Here is a 15613-nt window from a genome sequence, read left to right as displayed (position 1 = left end):
CCGAGGCTCGACGCCAGTCGCAGGGGCCGAGTGGGGTAGTAGTGTCGAAATTCGTTGACACAGAAAGGACTCGATGACCACCATGTATCGCGTTCACCTCATCCACACCGCTGGACTGCCCGCGGCACTCACGAGCGTGCTGGACCTCAACGGTGGGCTGCGCACCGACGATGTGGACTGGACTCAGCCCGGTGTGGTGCAGTTCGACGTCACGACGTCCACCGAGCGGTTCAGTATGCAGGTACCGGTGAACAACGTCGCCGCCGTCACCGGCCCGGTCCGCCGCCGCACAGGCAAGGAGATCGTCCAAGACGCTCTGCGGCAAGTGCCGGAAGATCTCCCCGACATCGAACGAATCGCTCGGGCGTCGGAGATCGCCGCCAAACAATTCCAGCCGGTCACACCTGAAATGCGCGAACGCATTCTGCGTGAAATCGCAGACCGTGAACAGTGACGCGCAGCGAAGGAGATAGATAGTCCTGCGACGCCCTATCTGACATGGCAAGACAGGTGATCAATTGGCTACCGCCACAGTGGAAGACTCTTCCATCCGAGGGGAAAGCCCATCTCGTGCTCGGAGCGCAGCGTGATCGGCGTCAACCGGGTGGTGATCAACTCAGCCACACTCGGTACCCATGTCGATCCCGGCGAGATCGCCTTGAGCAGATGACCGGCGATACACAGCGACGCGAACACTGATCCGTCTTGGCCGGCAGCCAGGCCGCGGAAGCTGTCCATGGCTGCTAGGCGGGCGGTGCCCACGGGCATCAGGTTGCGATTCCACAGGCGGGAAATCTGTACCCGCTCAACGCATGAACATGTTGCGTCGATGACCGTGTGACGCAGCTGTGTCTGTCCGCTTGACCTGGCCGCCGTCAGTGCTCGGCTGATTACCTCACGCGTGTTTTAGTCCTTCGCGGAGCGTGAGGACGCTGTTCGCGCGGAGGGGCCACGATGAGCCAGTGCTTTATCGCTGTCAGTATTCGCGCGGCGCAGCGGGCCGGAGCCCATCGACACAAAGTCTCGCAAGCCCGGCTGCGGACGCCAATCGGGCCGTGGCCTGCAGTTCGGCACGGATCGCCGGCGCGGAGGCCGGATAATCCTGCGATCGTGGAATCGTCGCGCGACGCTATCCTTTGCTTCCGCACCTCGGGACTGATCACCTCATCGAGCGGAAGGGGTGAGACTCAGTAGTGAGTGCCGTGCCAGCCTTCGCACCCAGGTGCGTTGTCATCCGACAATCGACGCACTGGTCACCGACGCGTCACTCGAGTGCTGGAGAACATCAGTCACCTGCCGGTGTCGATGTCGGCTAAGGGCGTGAGTTCCGCCGTCGCAGGTAGGTCTGCAGTGGCGGCGGGTCATCGTCGAGGCTGTCTCCGAACGCTTGTCGTTCGGTCCAGAGTCGCTCGAGTGATCCGTCGGCGGCGTACACCGCGATCTGGTACTCGGGGTTGTCTTCGCCGCTGCTCAAGTTGTGGGCCCAGAGGGCCATCTGGATGCCGTACTTCTCGAAGGAATCATCGAGGTCCCACCGACAACACACCTCTAGTGGGTCGGTATTCGCGATGACGATCGCCAGGGGTGGACACTCCTCACTGCTCATAGTGCGTGTGAGGGTACGCCCGACTCGAACGCTCCGCGCTATGATTTTTCGCTGTCGTCGCCTACGCAGCCGACGGTGCCGGCCTCGGCGTTTTCACGCCATAGTCGCCGCCCCGATGGCACTGCGCTCATCACCCGACACTCCTTGAGCACTCCGGCCCTGGAGGAGGGGAGAGGGCTCAGGCTCAACTGTTGATGATGTAATCGTGGTAGCGGTGTTCGAGGTAGTCACGGACCGCGGTGGGCTCGACCTGCTGAGATGAACCGATTGCGCGGCTCAGATGTTTTTCGCTGTCGCCTGAGCGCACTTGGACGAACCAGGTGTATCCGTGTGGGGCGACTGGCACAACCGCCTCGTTCAGATATCTGTCGATGGCGTCGTCGATGTCACGTTGATCCTCCGCTGATCGCGGCCGTGAACTGACTGTCCGTGTGCCGGAGGAGGGTTGATAGCAGTTCTCGCTGACCGGAGGTACGTCGTCAGGGCTCGTGGGCACCCGAATACACCGTTGGGGGCCTGCGGCCCAAGCGATGAGCATTCCGTAGCCGTTCTCGCTGACCGCGACGAAGTCGGCCGGTATGTCACCCCTAATTGCATGCTCGGGGATCTGATCCCACCGACTGCGATGCGCACGGTCGTCGGAGTTGGCCATGACCGAATCATGGCCTACACCAGGATGTGATGCCCCGCCCCACGCGAAGGACGGCGCGACTATGGTCTACGACGTCTCTGAGCAGCTATCTTGGCCGCCCTCGGCGAGCGCGCGATACTAGCGAAACGGCATCGGCGGTCGTCCACGCCATCAGTTCGAGTAGACGACCCATCAGGGGCCGTGCGCCGACGTTCGGCACCATCGACCTGCCGGTTCTGGCCAAACCGATGATTTGAGCCTTCGTGACAGGTCCGTCCATGTAGTGCGGCTTGCGAATGTCGCACCGGATGGCATAGACAGCGACGGAGGGACACCTCACGATGGCCAACGCGACGAGCACGATCGACGTCGACAGCGTCACCCTCGGGGTGGAGCATTTCGGCGACGTGACAGCGCCGCTGATCCTTCTCGTCGGCGGCACCACCATGCTCTCCTGGCCTGACACGCTGTGTACCGCTCTCGCCCGCGGTGGCCATCACGTCGTGCGGTATGACCTGCGCGACTCAGGAGCGTCGACCACCCTCGATCCGGAGTCGCCGGACTACACGCTGCGCGATCTGGCCGCCGACGCCGCCGTGCTCGCCCACGAACTCGACTCGAGGCCAGCGCATCTGGCGGGTATCGGTGTCGGCGGAATGGTCGCCCAGGTCGCCGCGCTCGATCATCCCGCCGCGTTCTGTGCGCTCACGCTCGTCGGAACCCGGCCTGTCGCTCCGGGGCCGGTCGACGACGACTTGCCGGACCATGACGAGGCAACAATGTCCCGGCTGTTCGCGGTTCCGATGCCGGACTGGTCCGATCGTGCCGCCGTGGCCGAGTTCGCCGCCGCCGGCGCCGAGATCCTGGGTGATGACCCCGTCGCCGCACGGGCGAACGCCGAACGTATTTGGGACCGTACGCCGAGTACCGATCCCGCGATCCAGATGGCGAACCAGGAAGGCATGGTGTTCTCCAAACTCGACTGTGAGCCGCGCTGGCGCGAACGCTTACCGGAACTCGCGATCCCGGTACTGGTGGTGCACGGCAGGCGTGACCCCTTCTTTCCCGTCGGCAACGGCGAGGCGTGTGCGCGCGAGATCCCCGGGGCTCGACTACTCGTGATGGAGAACGCCGCAACCGCGATTCCCGATGCGGTCACCGGTGAGGTGGCTGCGGCGATGCTGTCGCTGAGACCGTGACCGACGGGTTGACTTGTCCCGCTCCAGGGTTCGGTTCGGGCGACCGCCTATGGCAAGTGACCGGGCTCGTTCGTGGACGGGAGATGCTCGTGGAACGCTGCGACCGCCGGTCGAGTAGCCGGCGAGCCGCACGGCGAGCGAGCGTAACGAAACCACTTACCTGACCGGTCTCGACGACCGGCCACCTCACTCGTCGGAGGCTGACCGTGCCGAAGTGTCGGACGGTTTCGGTGTGCTGGTCGACGCGGCCTCACTCGATTCCGGCACCGGCGTCTCCGGGGTGCTGGTGTCAGGTGTCGGTGTCGCGGTGTCGGGCACGGGTGAGTCCGGCGCCGGTGTTTCGGGTGCAGTCGTTTCCGGCGCCGGCGCTTCGGGGGCAGACGTCTCCGGTGCGGTGGTGGGCGGGGCGGTCACGGTCGGGGCAGGCAGAGTGATGGTGAACCCTGCGGTGCCGTGCGGTTGCCATCTCGCCTGGGTGACGCCGTGGTTGACGGTGAAGCCGATCCAGCCGGTGTAGGTCTGGTTGGCCTGCAGCGTCTGCGGCAATGCGACACCATTGTCGGTGGTGGCCGCGGTGACCGTGGTCGGATTGGTGCCGACGAGTTGCCGGAAGTCGTCGGCGGTTATCCGTGACAGCCGTCCGGTGCCGGTCTCATCGGATGTGGTGACGGTCATGCGGACGGCCACGGTCGTTGGCCCACCCGATGTGGTTGCACTGTTGTCGATCTCGTGCAGGACGGCGGTGCCGAGGAAGCGGCCGTCGGTAGCGACGATGTCGAACGGCCTGTTCAGGGCGATGGCAGTCGGGATGATCGGGGCCGGAGATGCTTGTTCGTCCTCGCTGTCTGTGTCGGTGGTCGCCTCGTCCTGGCCGGTATCGTGGTTCCCAGACGACTCACCTTCGACGGATTCCTCGTCGACACGTCCGTCGTCGGGGTCGCTCTCGGTTGTGGGACCGGTGGAGACCGGGTGGGTGGCTGGGGCGTAGCCGTCTAGGCCACATTCCGCTTTGAGTAGCGTGATCGTGTTCGTGTTCGAGCTGGCCGCCCAGGTCGTCCGGAAGGTCAGCGTCAGCTCGGAGACAGCGCTGGTACTGGTGATGGTCTCGTCGTAGGAGAGGGTGGCGTTAACGCGGACTGCCAGTGCTGCGCTGCCGATGTCACCGGTGGTGCTGGTTCCCCCGGCGGCCGGGATGGTGAGCGTTCGCTCAACGGGAATTGCGATGGACGAATACCCTCTGATCCTCAATGTTCCGGTGGGCGCAGTAATCGCCGGGGTACCGTTGACTGGGCAAGTGACGCTATTGGCGATCGGCGCATTCAAATGTGCGACGCTCGGATAGAAGACTGTGTAGCCGATGTTCAGGGAGCCCAGAAACGACGATGCGTGCGCGCCTTCGGTCTGGGTGAACTGTGCTTGCACGCTTCCCGCGGCGTCGTAGTTGTAGCTCGTGCTCACGCCGTGAGAGACACTGCCGTCGACGGTTCCGGAATCACCGGGGTTGGTGTGCGACCGCTCGACAGATTGAGCGGTCTGATTGCCTCCTTCTCCTGAGACAGCCGCGACGGTGCCGCGTGCGTAGCCGTTCATTAGGAGCTCGGCACGACCGAACTCCGAACTGCCCCACACCGAGTCCTGCCAGGAGGCGAGAACTCCGGTGGTCTGCATCGTGAACAGTGCCATCAGTATGGCCGCTGTCGCGGCGACCAGGACGGTGAGCTTGCGTGTGGGTTTCATGATTGCTCTCCTTCCTGGAGGGCGTGGGGTCGGACGGGTATGTCGGTGGCGTCAGGTTGCGTGTGCGGGTCACTCGCGTCGAGCAGCGTTGGTCCCCTTCTTCTGTCGGGGCCAAAAGGCCCAGAGGATGAGTCCGGACATGGCCAAGGTGATGGACCCCAGAACGATCGGGTTGGACAGCCACACAACCTGATTGGCGAGCCCATCGGCGTGCCACACGACCTTGCGCACCGAGGTCACCTCGTACGGTTCGGGATCGGGGTTCGGGTTCGCATCGCCCTGCATCCGGATCTCGACCACGTCGCCGCCTCGGGGGTCGACCGAGATGACGCGGTGGGTCACGGGTTTGAGTCCGCCGCCGCGGTCCACGGTGACGATGTCGCCGACCCGGATGTCGGTGGCGGGGATCTCGTGGACCAGTGCAAGCGATCGTGCAGGGATGGTCGGCGACATCGATCCGGTCTTGAACATGATCAACGAGTAGTTGCCGACGAACGCCCACACGACCAGGCCGATACAGATGACGCCGAACACAGCGAGGATGTTGAGAACCCAATCCTCCATGCGTGAACCGAGGGTTCGTCGCGGTGCCCTGCTGTGCGGTGGCGAGTCCGGTCGACGAGTTGGTGGGTCGACGGTGGCGACCTCGGTCGGCGATGTGGGGTCTTCGGGGACCCAGCTGGCATTCCAACTCGTGGCTACGGTGGGCGCGTCCGGACCGGCACCTCCGGGGGGCCGCACGGTGGTCATGGCGTTCTCGATTCTCGTGGTGTGGTCTTTGGGCAAGATCAATAGGCGGAGGCGATACCGCTCGACAGCCAGCCGGCGAACCAGTTCAACGCTGTGGTCCCTTGCTGATCGACGACGTAGGTCGAGTAGTTCACGTGGGTGCCGGAGTCGACGAAGTCCTTGGCCTCCAACACTTCGTTCACCGCTGCTGCGGGATCGGCTGTGACACTGGCATGGATGACGTTGACCAGCGCACGTGCAGCGCTTTCCAGTTCACCCGAGACCAGCGGAACTCCATTGGTGCCCTTGAAGCTTCCGTTGACGAAACCGGTGGTCAATGCGTGCATCTCCTGGCCGATCTCGACCAGTTGCGTCAGTGCGCTGCCGACGGAACTCGGCGATGCGGGAGTGCCGTGACCCGCTTGGATCAGGCTCCAGGTCAGTTCCTGGGTCTTGCCGACAAGGTTTGCGGTGCGTTCGATGTCGATACGGTCGAGCACTTCGCACAGCGCTGCGGTGGCTCGGGTGAGACCGGTCTCGTCGGGGATCAACGCCAGGACCTTGGCGGTGGTGCCGTAATCGACGGCGGCGGCCGCAGTGACCAGCGGCTGCAGCTGGTTGTTGAGGGTGCCGGAGATTCGGTGTGCGGTGTGCACATCGCCGGCGGCGATCGCGGCCTGCAGTTGGTCGATGTTGTCGCCGATACCGGTGAAGTCCATCGCGGCGATGCGTTCCACTGCGGTTGCGGTCTGACGGACCGCGGTGGTGGTCTGGGTGTCGCTGGTGCCCAACGCCGCACCGATCTGCGCGAGCAGAATGTTCTTCTCCTGGTCGGTGGAGCAGTACCGGTCGCTGGGGTTGCAGATACTCATCACCCGGCCGGCCAGACTGCCCATGCCTTGTGTGCGCGCACCGGTGATCCCGGTGCCGCTGGTGGCGGGGCCGACGGCGGTTTCGCCGTCGGTGCCGGCACTCGGGTCCGACAGCAGTGCCACGCCGATGACCTTGTCGGCCGAGATCGGGCCCTCGCCGTTGCCGATGGACGCGGCGAGATCGCCTGCGGCATCGGCACCCTGGCTGTATCCGGTGATGGTGAACTTCGCGGCCGGATGTGCTGATGCGTAGTCCTGCAACACCTTCGCCGCGTTCGCAATGGCGGTGTTCTTGGACTCGACGTAACTCTGCCCGTTGTCGAAAGCGCGTGCGGTGTAAGGGAGGAAGTAGTTGGTGGCAGCCTGGCCGTGATCGTAGGTGATGGCGTTGGCGATCGGTGCCAGCATTCCGGTCGCGGTCGACGGATCGGCTGATTCGCTCGTTTCCCAGGTGCCGGGGATGAACAAATTGAACGAGGTGGCGGCGGGGGTGCCGGCCGCGGCAAGTCCGGGCATCTGTAGGGCGACAACGCCGAAGGCTGTGGATACGGCGATCAGGCCGAGTCCCACCGAGCGTTTCAGACTGCGATGCGATGATGGCGAAGAATTATCAAGTGGGGAATGTGTTGGTGCGTAAGTCATTCGGAGGCTCCCGCGGCGGGAGATAGACGATCGGGGAGATGTGGGTGCGGGGGTGCACCGTTGCAGGCTGGCCGGCAGCTCGCGCGCGCCGGCCGAGCCTGCGGGGATGGGCGAGCCGGATCAGCTGTCGACGGATGTTCCGTAGACCTGCCAGGCCGCGGTGACCGTGTCACTGCTCAGATTCGACGGGTTGGTGTTTGAAGGCAGCGTCACCGTGAAGGTCAGCTTCACGACTTCCTCCGTGCCGAGCTGCACGCCGGTCAGTCCGGCGGTGCGCAACGTGCCAGTGCCGCCCGCGCCACCCGGCTTATCGGCGCTGATGGTCACCTGGAGGGCATCAGCCACGTTGTTCGTGCCCTGGTTGAGGACCGCCGAGCGGACATCGAGGATCGAGTCGAGGTTCCCGTATTGCTCGGTGACCCACAGCGATCCGGTCGCGGTCGAACCCGGCATCATGTTCGTCACGTCGATCCCGACATCGTCGAGAGTGAACGCAATCGCGGCGCCATTGGCAGTGTCGTACTCCGTCCAGCCCGCGTCGCCGTGCGCGAGCGCGACGGTCGAACCCTGCAGGTTCCACGCCGCGTCGCCGACACCGAATTCGCCGAAGCCCCACACCGAGTCGTTCCACGCAGCAAGGGTGATCACGGCGCCGATGCCGAGGACCGCGCCCGAAGCCAGCAGCGCCTTGCGCTTGCGCCGCTTGTTCTGCGCGGCCTGATCGACGGTCGGGTCGTAGTTGTTGCTCATCGTTGTTCCATGTGTCTCGAAGGGACGAGTAGCAGGTTCGCCACTCACCAATAAAGTACGTATTCGCACACCTCAATGTTTCCGCTGAAAGCCATTTAGGGACCAACGGCCCGTTTAAGTAAATTGTGTTCACGGACCGGTTGTCTCGGCCGTGACAGAAATGCGTGTTCGTGATCTGAATCACGCCGATATTCCGATGCTGTCGCCGGTGCGCGGGTTGATGCTGGGCGCCAGGGCCTTCTACCTGCACTGGACCGCCTGGCTACGCTTGCGAGTACGCCGCCCGGCGGCCACTTCGAGCAAGCTGGCGTTCGAAATTCATGTGAATTATCAATGCGCGGAACGAACGTGAATCGCGCCGAGAAGAACGGGAAGCATCTCGGGGGTAGAAGTCCCCTTGCTAGGCCGCATTCCATCAGGGCAAGATTGGTTCCGCAGCGAACAAGGGAGTATCCGGGAGTCCGAATCATGACGACAGTCAAACGCGTCCATTACATCGACGACGTCGACGGCAAACCCGTCGACCCCGACGATCTGCACACCATCGAACTCGAGATCAGCTACCCGCACCGGCCTCCTGCTCGATACCGCATCGACCTGCGAACAGCCAACTTCGATCGATTCGAACGCGACCTCGCCGCCTACGCCGACGCCGCCCATCGCATGCCAGTCCACGGTCATCCACGCGTGGCGCACCGGAATCCGTCCCTCGACGGCCGCGTCATCAGGGCGTGGGCCACCGCCCGCGGTTACCCGATCTCGACACGCGGTCGGATCTCGATGGCCGTCCTCGCGGCCTATGACGACGCTCATCGTCAGTGACCACTCGGTTGCACGTTCGATCGGCCGGGCCCCAGTGACGTCCGCTGCTGAACATCGCGAACGTGCGATGACGTCACCTGAGGTCGCGATTTCCCTGCCTCGGCGACTCGTCGGAACAGCCCTGCGGGCAAGGACTTTAGCGACGGGCGACCGTCAGTCTGCCGACGTCAGTGCCCGCACGAGAACGGTCCGCGTGTCTGCCGGGTCGATCACGTCGTCGATCTCGCCGACGGTTGCCACGCTGAGCGCCTTGCCCCGTTCGTAGTATCCGGCCAGCAGCTCCTCGTAGCGGGCTCGCCGTGCATCGGGATCGGCGATGGCATCGAGTTCCTTCCGAAATCCCAGCCGGACAGCACCTTCGAGGCCCATCCCACCGAATTCTCCGGTCGGCCAGGACACCGTGAGAGTTGCGGCATGGAGGTCACCGCCGGTCATCGCCATCGCGCCCAACCCGTAACCCTTGCGGAGCACCACCGCGATCAGCGGCACCGACAGTCGCGCTCCGGCGACGAACATGGCGCCGAAACGTCGGACCGTGGCGGTGCGTTCCGCCTCCTGGCCGACCATGAACCCCGGGGTGTCCACGAGTGAGATGACTGGCAGTGAACGTTCTTCGCACAGCGTGAGGAACCGCGTTGCCTTGTCGGCAGCATCGCCGTCGATCGCCCCGCCGAGATGACCAGGGTTGTTGGCGAGGACCCCGACCGGTCTACCGTCGAGGCGGGCAAAGGCGGTGAGGATGCCGGTGCCGAACTCCTTGCGCACCTCCAAAACGCTGTCGGTGTCGAACAGGATGTCGAGCACTGGCCGCATCGGGTAGGCGCGAACCCTGTTCTCGGGCACCAGATGACGTAACGCCCGCTGATCGGCGTGGCTGTGTTCGGGCGCCGGGATACGCGCGGCGACGCGCAGATACTCGCGGGCCGTCTGCACTGCGGCGACTTCGTCGGAGACGACCACGTCGACGACGCCGTTGGGTGATTGCACGGACATCGGTCCGACGTCGCGCGGCGCGACCGCACCGAGTCCGGCTCCTTCGATCATCGCCGGGCCGGACATGCCGAGGCTGCTGTCCTGCGTGGCGATGATGACGTCGCATGCGGCGGCCAGGGCAGCGTTTCCGGCGAAGCAGTACCCGGCCACCACGGCGACTGTCGGGACACGACCGCTGAGTTCGGCCATCAATCGGAAGGTGGGGACGTCGAGCTGCGCGATCGCGGAAGTGTCGGTGTCGCCGGGGCGTCCGCCACCCCCTTCGGCGAACACGACGACAGGCAACGATTGGCGAAGTGCCAACTGCAACAACCGATCGGTCTTGCGATGATTGTGGATACCCTGCGTGCCGGCGAGCACCGTGTAGTCGTAACCGAGGATCGCCACCGAGGTGCCGGAGACGGTGGCGGTACCTGTGACGAGCCCATCCGCCGGTGTCGACGCGATCAGGTCGTCCACCGTGCGGCGGGCGCGTTGTGCCGCGATGACGAACCCGCCGTATTCGGTGAAACTTTCGGGGTCGACGAGATCGGCGATGTTCTCGCGAATCGTCCGCATTCCCTTGTCATGTCGGCGTTGTACCGACGATGGGCGTCCCTCGTCGAGCGTGATGTGTTTGCGCTCGGCCACTTCGGCCAGATCGGGACGAATCCGAGCCAGGTCGGTCTCCGACCATCCGGCCGCCTCGTCGTCGGCGGTGCCGGCCTCGTCGCCGTCGAGCACCACCAGGGGCTCGCCGGTGGCGACGGCATCACCGACCTTGACCATCACGTCGCCGACGATCCCGGCACGTTCGGCGCGGACCACGTACTCCATCTTCATGGCCTCGAGAACCAGCAGTTCTGCTCCCGCAGAGACGTGATCGTCCGGTGAGACGGACACGTGCACGACGACTCCCGCCTGAGCAGCGACGATCGCGTTCGCGGCGGGGGCGGCGAGATCCGCATCGGCCGGGATGTCATCGACAGGGTCGGCCACGGGGTCGACGGGCGCCGCGGCGAGAAGTTCGCCGATGTGTCCGTCGACGTAGGTGGTGTCGAGGCCGCCGGTCATCAGGCCGGCTTGCGAGAGCAGGGCACGCAAGACGCCGCGGTTGGTGCGTACGCCGTCGAGGTCGAACTGTGCCAGCGCCCGCTCGGCTCGGCCGGTGAGGGTGGCGTCGTCGCCGCGGACGATGACCTTCGCGAGCAGCGAGTCGTAGCGTGGATTCATCGAATACCCGACGTAGCCATGTGTGTCGACCCGGATCCCCCTGCCGGTTGGCGGGGCAAAGCGACGCAGGATTCCCGAACTCGGGGTGACGGTACCGTCGGCACCGATGGTCTCGGCGTTGAGACGTGCCTGTAATGCCCAGCCGCGCAGCGTGACACCGTCGGCGATGCCGAGATCGCTCACCGACCGACCCACGGCGAGCCCGAGCCCGATCTCCACGAGATCGAGACCGGTGACCTCCTCAGTGACCGTGTGTTCGACTTGCAGTCGGGGATTGACTTCGAGAAAGACGAAATCGTCACCGGTGACCAGGAACTCGACGGTGGCCAGACCGCGGTACTTCCCGACGGTGGCGACGGCCGCGCGATGCAGCGCCTCTCGGAGCGTGTCGGAAAGAGCAGGGGCAGGGGCGATTTCAATCAGCTTCTGACGGCGTCGTTGGACACTGCAATCCCGATCGCCGAGCGTGACCGTTTGCGCGCCGTCGCCGGCGACCTGGACCTCGATGTGGCGAGCATCGGGATAGAGCTGCTCCACGTAGACGACACCATCGCCGAACGCCGATTGTGCCTCCGAGGAACAGCGGCGCAGCGCATCCTCAAGGTCGGGCGTGTCGGTCACCGGTCGCATGCCGCGCCCGCCGCCACCGGCGCGGGCTTTGACCATCACCGCAGCCCCCGGGCCGAGTGAGTCGAAGAATCGATGCGCGTCGTCGGCGGCTGCGGCGGCCGGGACCGGGACGCCTACGGACGCAGCGTGGTCGCGTGCTGCGGTCTTGTCGCCGAACAGTGCGAGAGCCTCGGGCGACGGGCCGACGAACGTGATGCCGGCCGCCGCGCACCGCTGCGCAAGCATCGAATTCTCCGACAGGAAGCCATATCCCGGATGCAGGGCCTGCGCTCCGGTGCGCACGGCGGCGTCGACGACGGCCTGCACATCGAGATATGCGGTCGGTCCGGCACCGGGCAGTTCGACCGCGTCGTCGGCGCGTGTCACGTGCGCGCAGTCCCGGTCATCGGCGGGGTGGACGGCCACGGTGCGGATACCCAACGCGGCCGCGGTCGCGATGATGCGGACCGCGATCTCGCCGCGGTTAGCCACCAAGAGGGTGTCCGGCATGAGGGTCATCGGTCGGCCCGCCTCAGCACGATCCCCGCGGCTTCGCGATCCCACACCCCGTCGTCGACGCCTGCGGCCCGTAAGAGGTGCTTGTGCACCTTTTGCGTCGGGGTCTTCGGTAGCCCGTCCGCGAACTGGACATACCGAGGAACCATGAAGTACGGCAGTCGATCCACCAGATAACGGGTCAATTCCTCAGGTGTCACCGTGACTTCCTCTCGCGGGACCACCACGGCCTTGATCTCGTCCTCGGTGAGGTCGGAGGGCACCGCGACGACGGCGCTCTCGAACACCCCGGGGTGCGAGTTGATGACTCGCTCGACCTCGAAGCTGGAGATGTTCTCGCCGCGACGGCGCAGCGCATCCTTCATTCGATCGCTGAAGAAGTACCGGCCGTGCTCGTCGGCGCGGAAGGCGTCACCGGTGTGCACCCAGCCGTCGACAAGCGTCTCCGCGGTCTTGTCCGGCAGATTGTGGTAGCCGCGCATCACGGTGGCCGGATGGTCGGGACGGACCCAGAGTTCGCCCACCTCACCGGTTTTCACGTCCCGGCCGTCGGCGCCGACGAGCCGCAACGAGAAGCCGTCACGCGGAAAGCCCGCCTCACCACCGACGATGGTCTCCGGAGCGCCGTTGAGGACGGCGCCGACCTCGCTCATGCCGTATACGGAGGCCACCTCGACACCGAACCCCGCCGGAAACCGTCGACATCGCTGGCCAACGGGGCCATGATGGCCAACTCGAGTGAGTTGTCCGCGTCGTCGTCTCGGGGCGGACACTGTTGGAGCAGCTCGGCCATGGCGCCGAGCGTCACCGTGACGGTGATGCCGTGTTCGCGGACGGTCGGCCAGAATCTGCTGACTGAGAATGCGGGCTCGACCACGCACAGTGATTCGTGGATGAGTGCCTGATAGACGCCGTACCACTGGCCGGCGAGGTGAAAGAGCGGCAGTGTCACGAGGATTCGGTCCCCGGTCCGGGGACGGGCCTGGTCTTCGCGCGACGCATACGTGTAGGCGTGCGCGTGCGAGATCAACACGCCCTTCGACCTGCCGGTGGTGCCCGACGTGTACATGAACGCCATCAGATCGGTGGCATCGATACGTTGCGGGGCAGCGGGTTCCGATGACGTCAGGGCGTCGAAGTCGACGACGGTGAAGCGGGATCGCAGATCGTCGGCTGCGGCGATGTCTCCGTGCACCACGACGGTGCGCAATGCGGTCAGATCGCCGGCGATCCGCGCCAGTCGGTCGACTTGATCGGCCTCGATCACCAGAGCCGATGCGGCGGAATCGTTGAGGATGTGGCTCAGGAAGTCGCCTTTGTACGCCGAGTTGATGGGCACCTCGACCATGCCGCCGAGCGCCGTCCCCGTCCAGGCGTGTACGGCGTCGAGCGAGTTGTCCAGCATCAGCCCGACGGGTTCTTGCCGTCGTACGCCGAGGGCTGTCAGACCTCCGGCGATCCGCATCGACCGGGCGTGACTCTGCGCCGCTGTGTAGCGCCCGTCCGGGCCGATCTGCACGATCTCGTCCGGGATGTGATCACACACTCGTTCGTATACCGCACTGATCGTCCGATTCTGGATGTCGGGGAGGCCCATGACGATGTACTTTACATAGATGTCAAATAGCCGAGGTGGAAAGCGCGGAATCGGGGGACGGACCCTTGCCGAGTCCGAGAAGCGTGAACTACTGCTCGACCATGCCGAGCGCACTTTCTGTCGGCTCGGCTTCGCGCGCACGACGATCGGGGCCCTGGCCGATGACGCGGGCGTGACCCGTCCGACGGTCTACGCCTACTACGCATCGAAGGACGAGGTCTTTCGAGCGCTCGCCGAACGGGTGCGTGACGAATTCCTGGCACTACAGGAGGAGATCGGCGCGACGTCGGCTCGCGAGATCGGACGGGCCGGCATCATCGGCTACCTGCATGCTTACGTCCGACATCGCGACATGTTGACGTTGATCGCCCATCAGGCCCTGTCCGACGGCGGCATCCGGGTGCTGCTGGCGGAGATCCACGATCGTGCGACGCGTCGGCACGCTCGGTTCCTGGCGGGGCTCGAGGAACGGGACGGGGCGTCGTTGGCCGTGCCGGCCGCGGCCCTGGCCGAGGCCGTGAACGGCATCGTCATCCGATTCGCCGACTTGGCCACCACCGAGCCACCGCGGCTGCCCGAACTGGAGACGGACCTCGTCGCAGCCTATGAGCGGCTGGTCGGACTACCGGAATGACCGTCCAGGCCTACTCGAGTGCCGAGACGGAGATCGTCTGCCACATCGAGTGCGTGGCGCCGCCGGCCACCTCGACGACGTTCGGGCCGACGTTGGCCGTCTCCACACAGAGGAACTCGCGCCAGTGTGGTCCGACGTCGGCCATGGACGAAGCGCCCTGCTCGCCGGGATTCCACACCACAGCCGTTCGCGCGCCGCGTCCGGATATCTCGATCACGCGCCCCAGCCCTGGGTCGACGACCCGGTAGGTCCCGCCGGCATCCGGGTAGACGCGGTCGCTGCGCGGCAGATCGTCGGGGAGTGCCCAATCTCCTCGCTGCGGGTGCGGCCGGAGCTCGTCGAACTTGTCCAGGTACGTCAGACCATCGAGGCCTTCGACGCGAACTGCCGCGACGTCGGACACGCGGAAGTAGTTGTGCAGGGCCTCGGTGAGGACCACGGGATCGGTACCCGGGTTGTGCGTGTGGACACCCTGCTCGAGGACGGCGCCCACACGTACCGTCATGCGCGGTCGAAGGGCGAGGTGATCGAGTCCCACGGGAACCAGCTCGATCTCCGTGTCGCCGGTGTCGGTGATCTTGCCGGTGACCGGCTGCCACTGTGCGGTGCGCGCATAGCCGTGCGACGGCATGTCTGCCGGCTGCCCCTCCCGCGCGAAGTACGGCCAACACACGGGTATGCCTCCCCGGATCGGGGTCGGTGGGGGCGCAGCCGATGGGGAGACCCAGAGCGCGTCGGCGGCATCGGCAGGGGCCCGGAACGACAACACCTGCCCTCCGAAAATCGAGATCGCCGCGGTCGAATGCGCCGTCTCCACGATCAGTGCATCGAAGCCGTACATCCGCCCTCGACGTACGCCGTCGAGGTCCTCAGGAGCCGTCATCGAAACAGACTGGCATATCGACACCGGTCCCGAGCGGGGATCGCTCGGGCCGTCGATGCCGACATCCTTGCGAACGCAAACACGGCCGCTGACCAGGCGATTTGACCTTGACCGTCGCGTTGCGTAACTTTCTTCGAGTCAGAGCGACCACGGCGCCGCCCCGGACAGACCCGAGAGGGAC

Annotated in this window: 16 protein-coding genes; 5 read left to right on the top strand and 11 right to left on the bottom strand. The window is 65.3% G+C overall.

The annotated features are described in order from the left end of the window. The first annotated feature begins 73 nt into the window (after positions 1-73). Positions 74-454, top strand: coding sequence for a hypothetical protein (locus tag AAFP35_RS25750; protein ID WP_419224534.1), 381 nt, complete (start codon positions 74-76; stop codon positions 452-454). Between the two features lie 68 nt (positions 455-522). Here AAFP35_RS25750 and AAFP35_RS25745 read toward each other — a convergent pair whose 3' ends face one another. The 3 genes from AAFP35_RS25745 to AAFP35_RS25735 form a co-directional block, all read right to left on the bottom strand. Further along, positions 523-738: a hypothetical protein gene (locus AAFP35_RS25745; RefSeq protein WP_419224533.1), complete on the bottom strand. Its 216-nt coding sequence runs from the start codon at positions 736-738 to the stop codon at positions 523-525. 574 nt (positions 739-1312) lie between these two features. Continuing rightward, positions 1313-1606, bottom strand: coding sequence for a hypothetical protein (locus tag AAFP35_RS25740; RefSeq protein WP_419224532.1), 294 nt, complete (start codon positions 1604-1606; stop codon positions 1313-1315). A 184-nt stretch (positions 1607-1790) separates the two neighbouring features. Next, a complete protein-coding gene (locus AAFP35_RS25735) occupies positions 1791-2258 on the bottom strand; it encodes a DUF5956 family protein (RefSeq protein ID WP_419224531.1) in 468 nt (155 codons plus the stop codon). 320 nt (positions 2259-2578) lie between these two features. Here AAFP35_RS25735 and AAFP35_RS25730 point away from each other — a divergent pair, with 320 nt between their 5' ends. After that, a complete protein-coding gene (locus AAFP35_RS25730) occupies positions 2579-3436 on the top strand; it encodes an alpha/beta fold hydrolase (protein ID WP_419224530.1) in 858 nt (285 codons plus the stop codon). 186 nt (positions 3437-3622) lie between these two features. Here the strand turns inward: AAFP35_RS25730 and AAFP35_RS25725 are convergent, their stop codons facing one another. The 4 genes from AAFP35_RS25725 to AAFP35_RS25710 form a co-directional block, all read right to left on the bottom strand. Then, entirely contained in the window at positions 3623-5173 is a 1551-nt protein-coding gene (locus AAFP35_RS25725) for a hypothetical protein (RefSeq protein ID WP_419224529.1), read from the bottom strand. A 69-nt stretch (positions 5174-5242) separates the two neighbouring features. Further along, a complete protein-coding gene (locus AAFP35_RS25720; RefSeq protein ID WP_419224528.1) occupies positions 5243-5737 on the bottom strand; it encodes a signal peptidase I in 495 nt (164 codons plus the stop codon). A 224-nt stretch (positions 5738-5961) separates the two neighbouring features. Next, entirely contained in the window at positions 5962-7344 is a 1383-nt protein-coding gene (locus tag AAFP35_RS25715; protein WP_419224527.1) for a cutinase family protein, read from the bottom strand. Between the two features lie 192 nt (positions 7345-7536). Then, positions 7537-8166, bottom strand: a complete 630-nt coding sequence (locus AAFP35_RS25710; RefSeq protein ID WP_419224526.1) for a SipW-dependent-type signal peptide-containing protein — start codon at positions 8164-8166, stop codon at positions 7537-7539. 151 nt (positions 8167-8317) lie between these two features. Here AAFP35_RS25710 and AAFP35_RS25705 point away from each other — a divergent pair, with 151 nt between their 5' ends. Together AAFP35_RS25705 and AAFP35_RS25700 are read left to right on the top strand one after the other, a co-directional pair. Next, complete coding sequence (locus AAFP35_RS25705) at positions 8318-8518, top strand: hypothetical protein (protein ID WP_419224525.1); 201 nt, start codon at positions 8318-8320, stop codon at positions 8516-8518. Positions 8519-8634: 116 nt separating this feature from the next. Next, positions 8635-8988 carry an Lsr2 dimerization domain-containing protein gene (locus tag AAFP35_RS25700; protein ID WP_419224524.1) on the top strand — a complete coding sequence of 118 codons (354 nt, stop codon included), beginning with the start codon at positions 8635-8637 and terminating at the stop codon, positions 8986-8988. A 153-nt stretch (positions 8989-9141) separates the two neighbouring features. Here the strand turns inward: AAFP35_RS25700 and AAFP35_RS25695 are convergent, their stop codons facing one another. Genes AAFP35_RS25695 through AAFP35_RS25685 form a run of 3 tightly spaced genes read right to left on the bottom strand, consistent with a single transcriptional unit; the run spans position 9142 to position 13915 of the window. Next, positions 9142-12321 (bottom strand): carboxyl transferase domain-containing protein, encoded by a 3180-nt coding sequence (locus AAFP35_RS25695; protein ID WP_419224523.1) that lies wholly within the window; start codon positions 12319-12321, stop codon positions 9142-9144. Further along, positions 12318-12989 (bottom strand): AMP-binding enzyme, encoded by a 672-nt coding sequence (locus AAFP35_RS25690; RefSeq protein ID WP_419224522.1) that lies wholly within the window; start codon positions 12987-12989, stop codon positions 12318-12320. The genes AAFP35_RS25695 and AAFP35_RS25690 overlap by 4 nt, the downstream gene beginning before the upstream one ends. Continuing rightward, on the bottom strand, positions 12968-13915 hold the full coding sequence (locus AAFP35_RS25685) for an AMP-binding protein (RefSeq protein WP_419224521.1): 948 nt from the start codon (positions 13913-13915) through the stop codon (positions 12968-12970). Before AAFP35_RS25685 ends, AAFP35_RS25690 begins: the two co-directional genes overlap by 22 nt. Positions 13916-13934: 19 nt before the next feature. Between AAFP35_RS25685 and AAFP35_RS25680 the strand changes: the two genes are divergently transcribed. Beyond that, the gene (locus AAFP35_RS25680; protein ID WP_419224520.1) at positions 13935-14549 is read left to right on the top strand and encodes a TetR/AcrR family transcriptional regulator; all 615 of its coding nucleotides are present in this window, start codon (positions 13935-13937) and stop codon (positions 14547-14549) included. A 10-nt stretch (positions 14550-14559) separates the two neighbouring features. Here AAFP35_RS25680 and AAFP35_RS25675 read toward each other — a convergent pair whose 3' ends face one another. Next, positions 14560-15432: a D-hexose-6-phosphate mutarotase gene (locus AAFP35_RS25675; RefSeq protein ID WP_419224519.1), complete on the bottom strand. Its 873-nt coding sequence runs from the start codon at positions 15430-15432 to the stop codon at positions 14560-14562. Positions 15433-15613: the final 181 nt, after the last annotated feature.

This window comes from Gordonia sp. CPCC 206044, assembly GCF_048537895.1.
Classification (GTDB): domain Bacteria; phylum Actinomycetota; class Actinomycetes; order Mycobacteriales; family Mycobacteriaceae; genus Gordonia.
This window is presented reverse-complemented; position numbering and strand designations above follow the sequence as displayed.

Coding starts and splice junctions, on each gene's coding strand:
- AAFP35_RS25710 (WP_419224526.1), bottom strand. CDS start 8,166: ATGAGCAACAACTACGACCCGACCGTCGATCAGGCCGCGCAGAACAAG.
- AAFP35_RS25695 (WP_419224523.1), bottom strand. CDS start 12,321: ATGACCCTCATGCCGGACACCCTCTTGGTGGCTAACCGCGGCGAGATC.
- AAFP35_RS25720 (WP_419224528.1), bottom strand. CDS start 5,737: ATGGAGGATTGGGTTCTCAACATCCTCGCTGTGTTCGGCGTCATCTGT.
- AAFP35_RS25675 (WP_419224519.1), bottom strand. CDS start 15,432: ATGACGGCTCCTGAGGACCTCGACGGCGTACGTCGAGGGCGGATGTAC.
- AAFP35_RS25700 (WP_419224524.1), top strand. CDS start 8,635: ATGACGACAGTCAAACGCGTCCATTACATCGACGACGTCGACGGCAAA.
- AAFP35_RS25735 (WP_419224531.1), bottom strand. CDS start 2,258: ATGGCCAACTCCGACGACCGTGCGCATCGCAGTCGGTGGGATCAGATC.
- AAFP35_RS25680 (WP_419224520.1), top strand. CDS start 13,935: ATGTCAAATAGCCGAGGTGGAAAGCGCGGAATCGGGGGACGGACCCTT.
- AAFP35_RS25740 (WP_419224532.1), bottom strand. CDS start 1,606: ATGAGCAGTGAGGAGTGTCCACCCCTGGCGATCGTCATCGCGAATACC.
- AAFP35_RS25725 (WP_419224529.1), bottom strand. CDS start 5,173: ATGAAACCCACACGCAAGCTCACCGTCCTGGTCGCCGCGACAGCGGCC.
- AAFP35_RS25745 (WP_419224533.1), bottom strand. CDS start 738: ATGGACAGCTTCCGCGGCCTGGCTGCCGGCCAAGACGGATCAGTGTTC.
- AAFP35_RS25750 (WP_419224534.1), top strand. CDS start 74: ATGACCACCATGTATCGCGTTCACCTCATCCACACCGCTGGACTGCCC.
- AAFP35_RS25730 (WP_419224530.1), top strand. CDS start 2,579: ATGGCCAACGCGACGAGCACGATCGACGTCGACAGCGTCACCCTCGGG.
- AAFP35_RS25685 (WP_419224521.1), bottom strand. CDS start 13,915: ATGGGCCTCCCCGACATCCAGAATCGGACGATCAGTGCGGTATACGAA.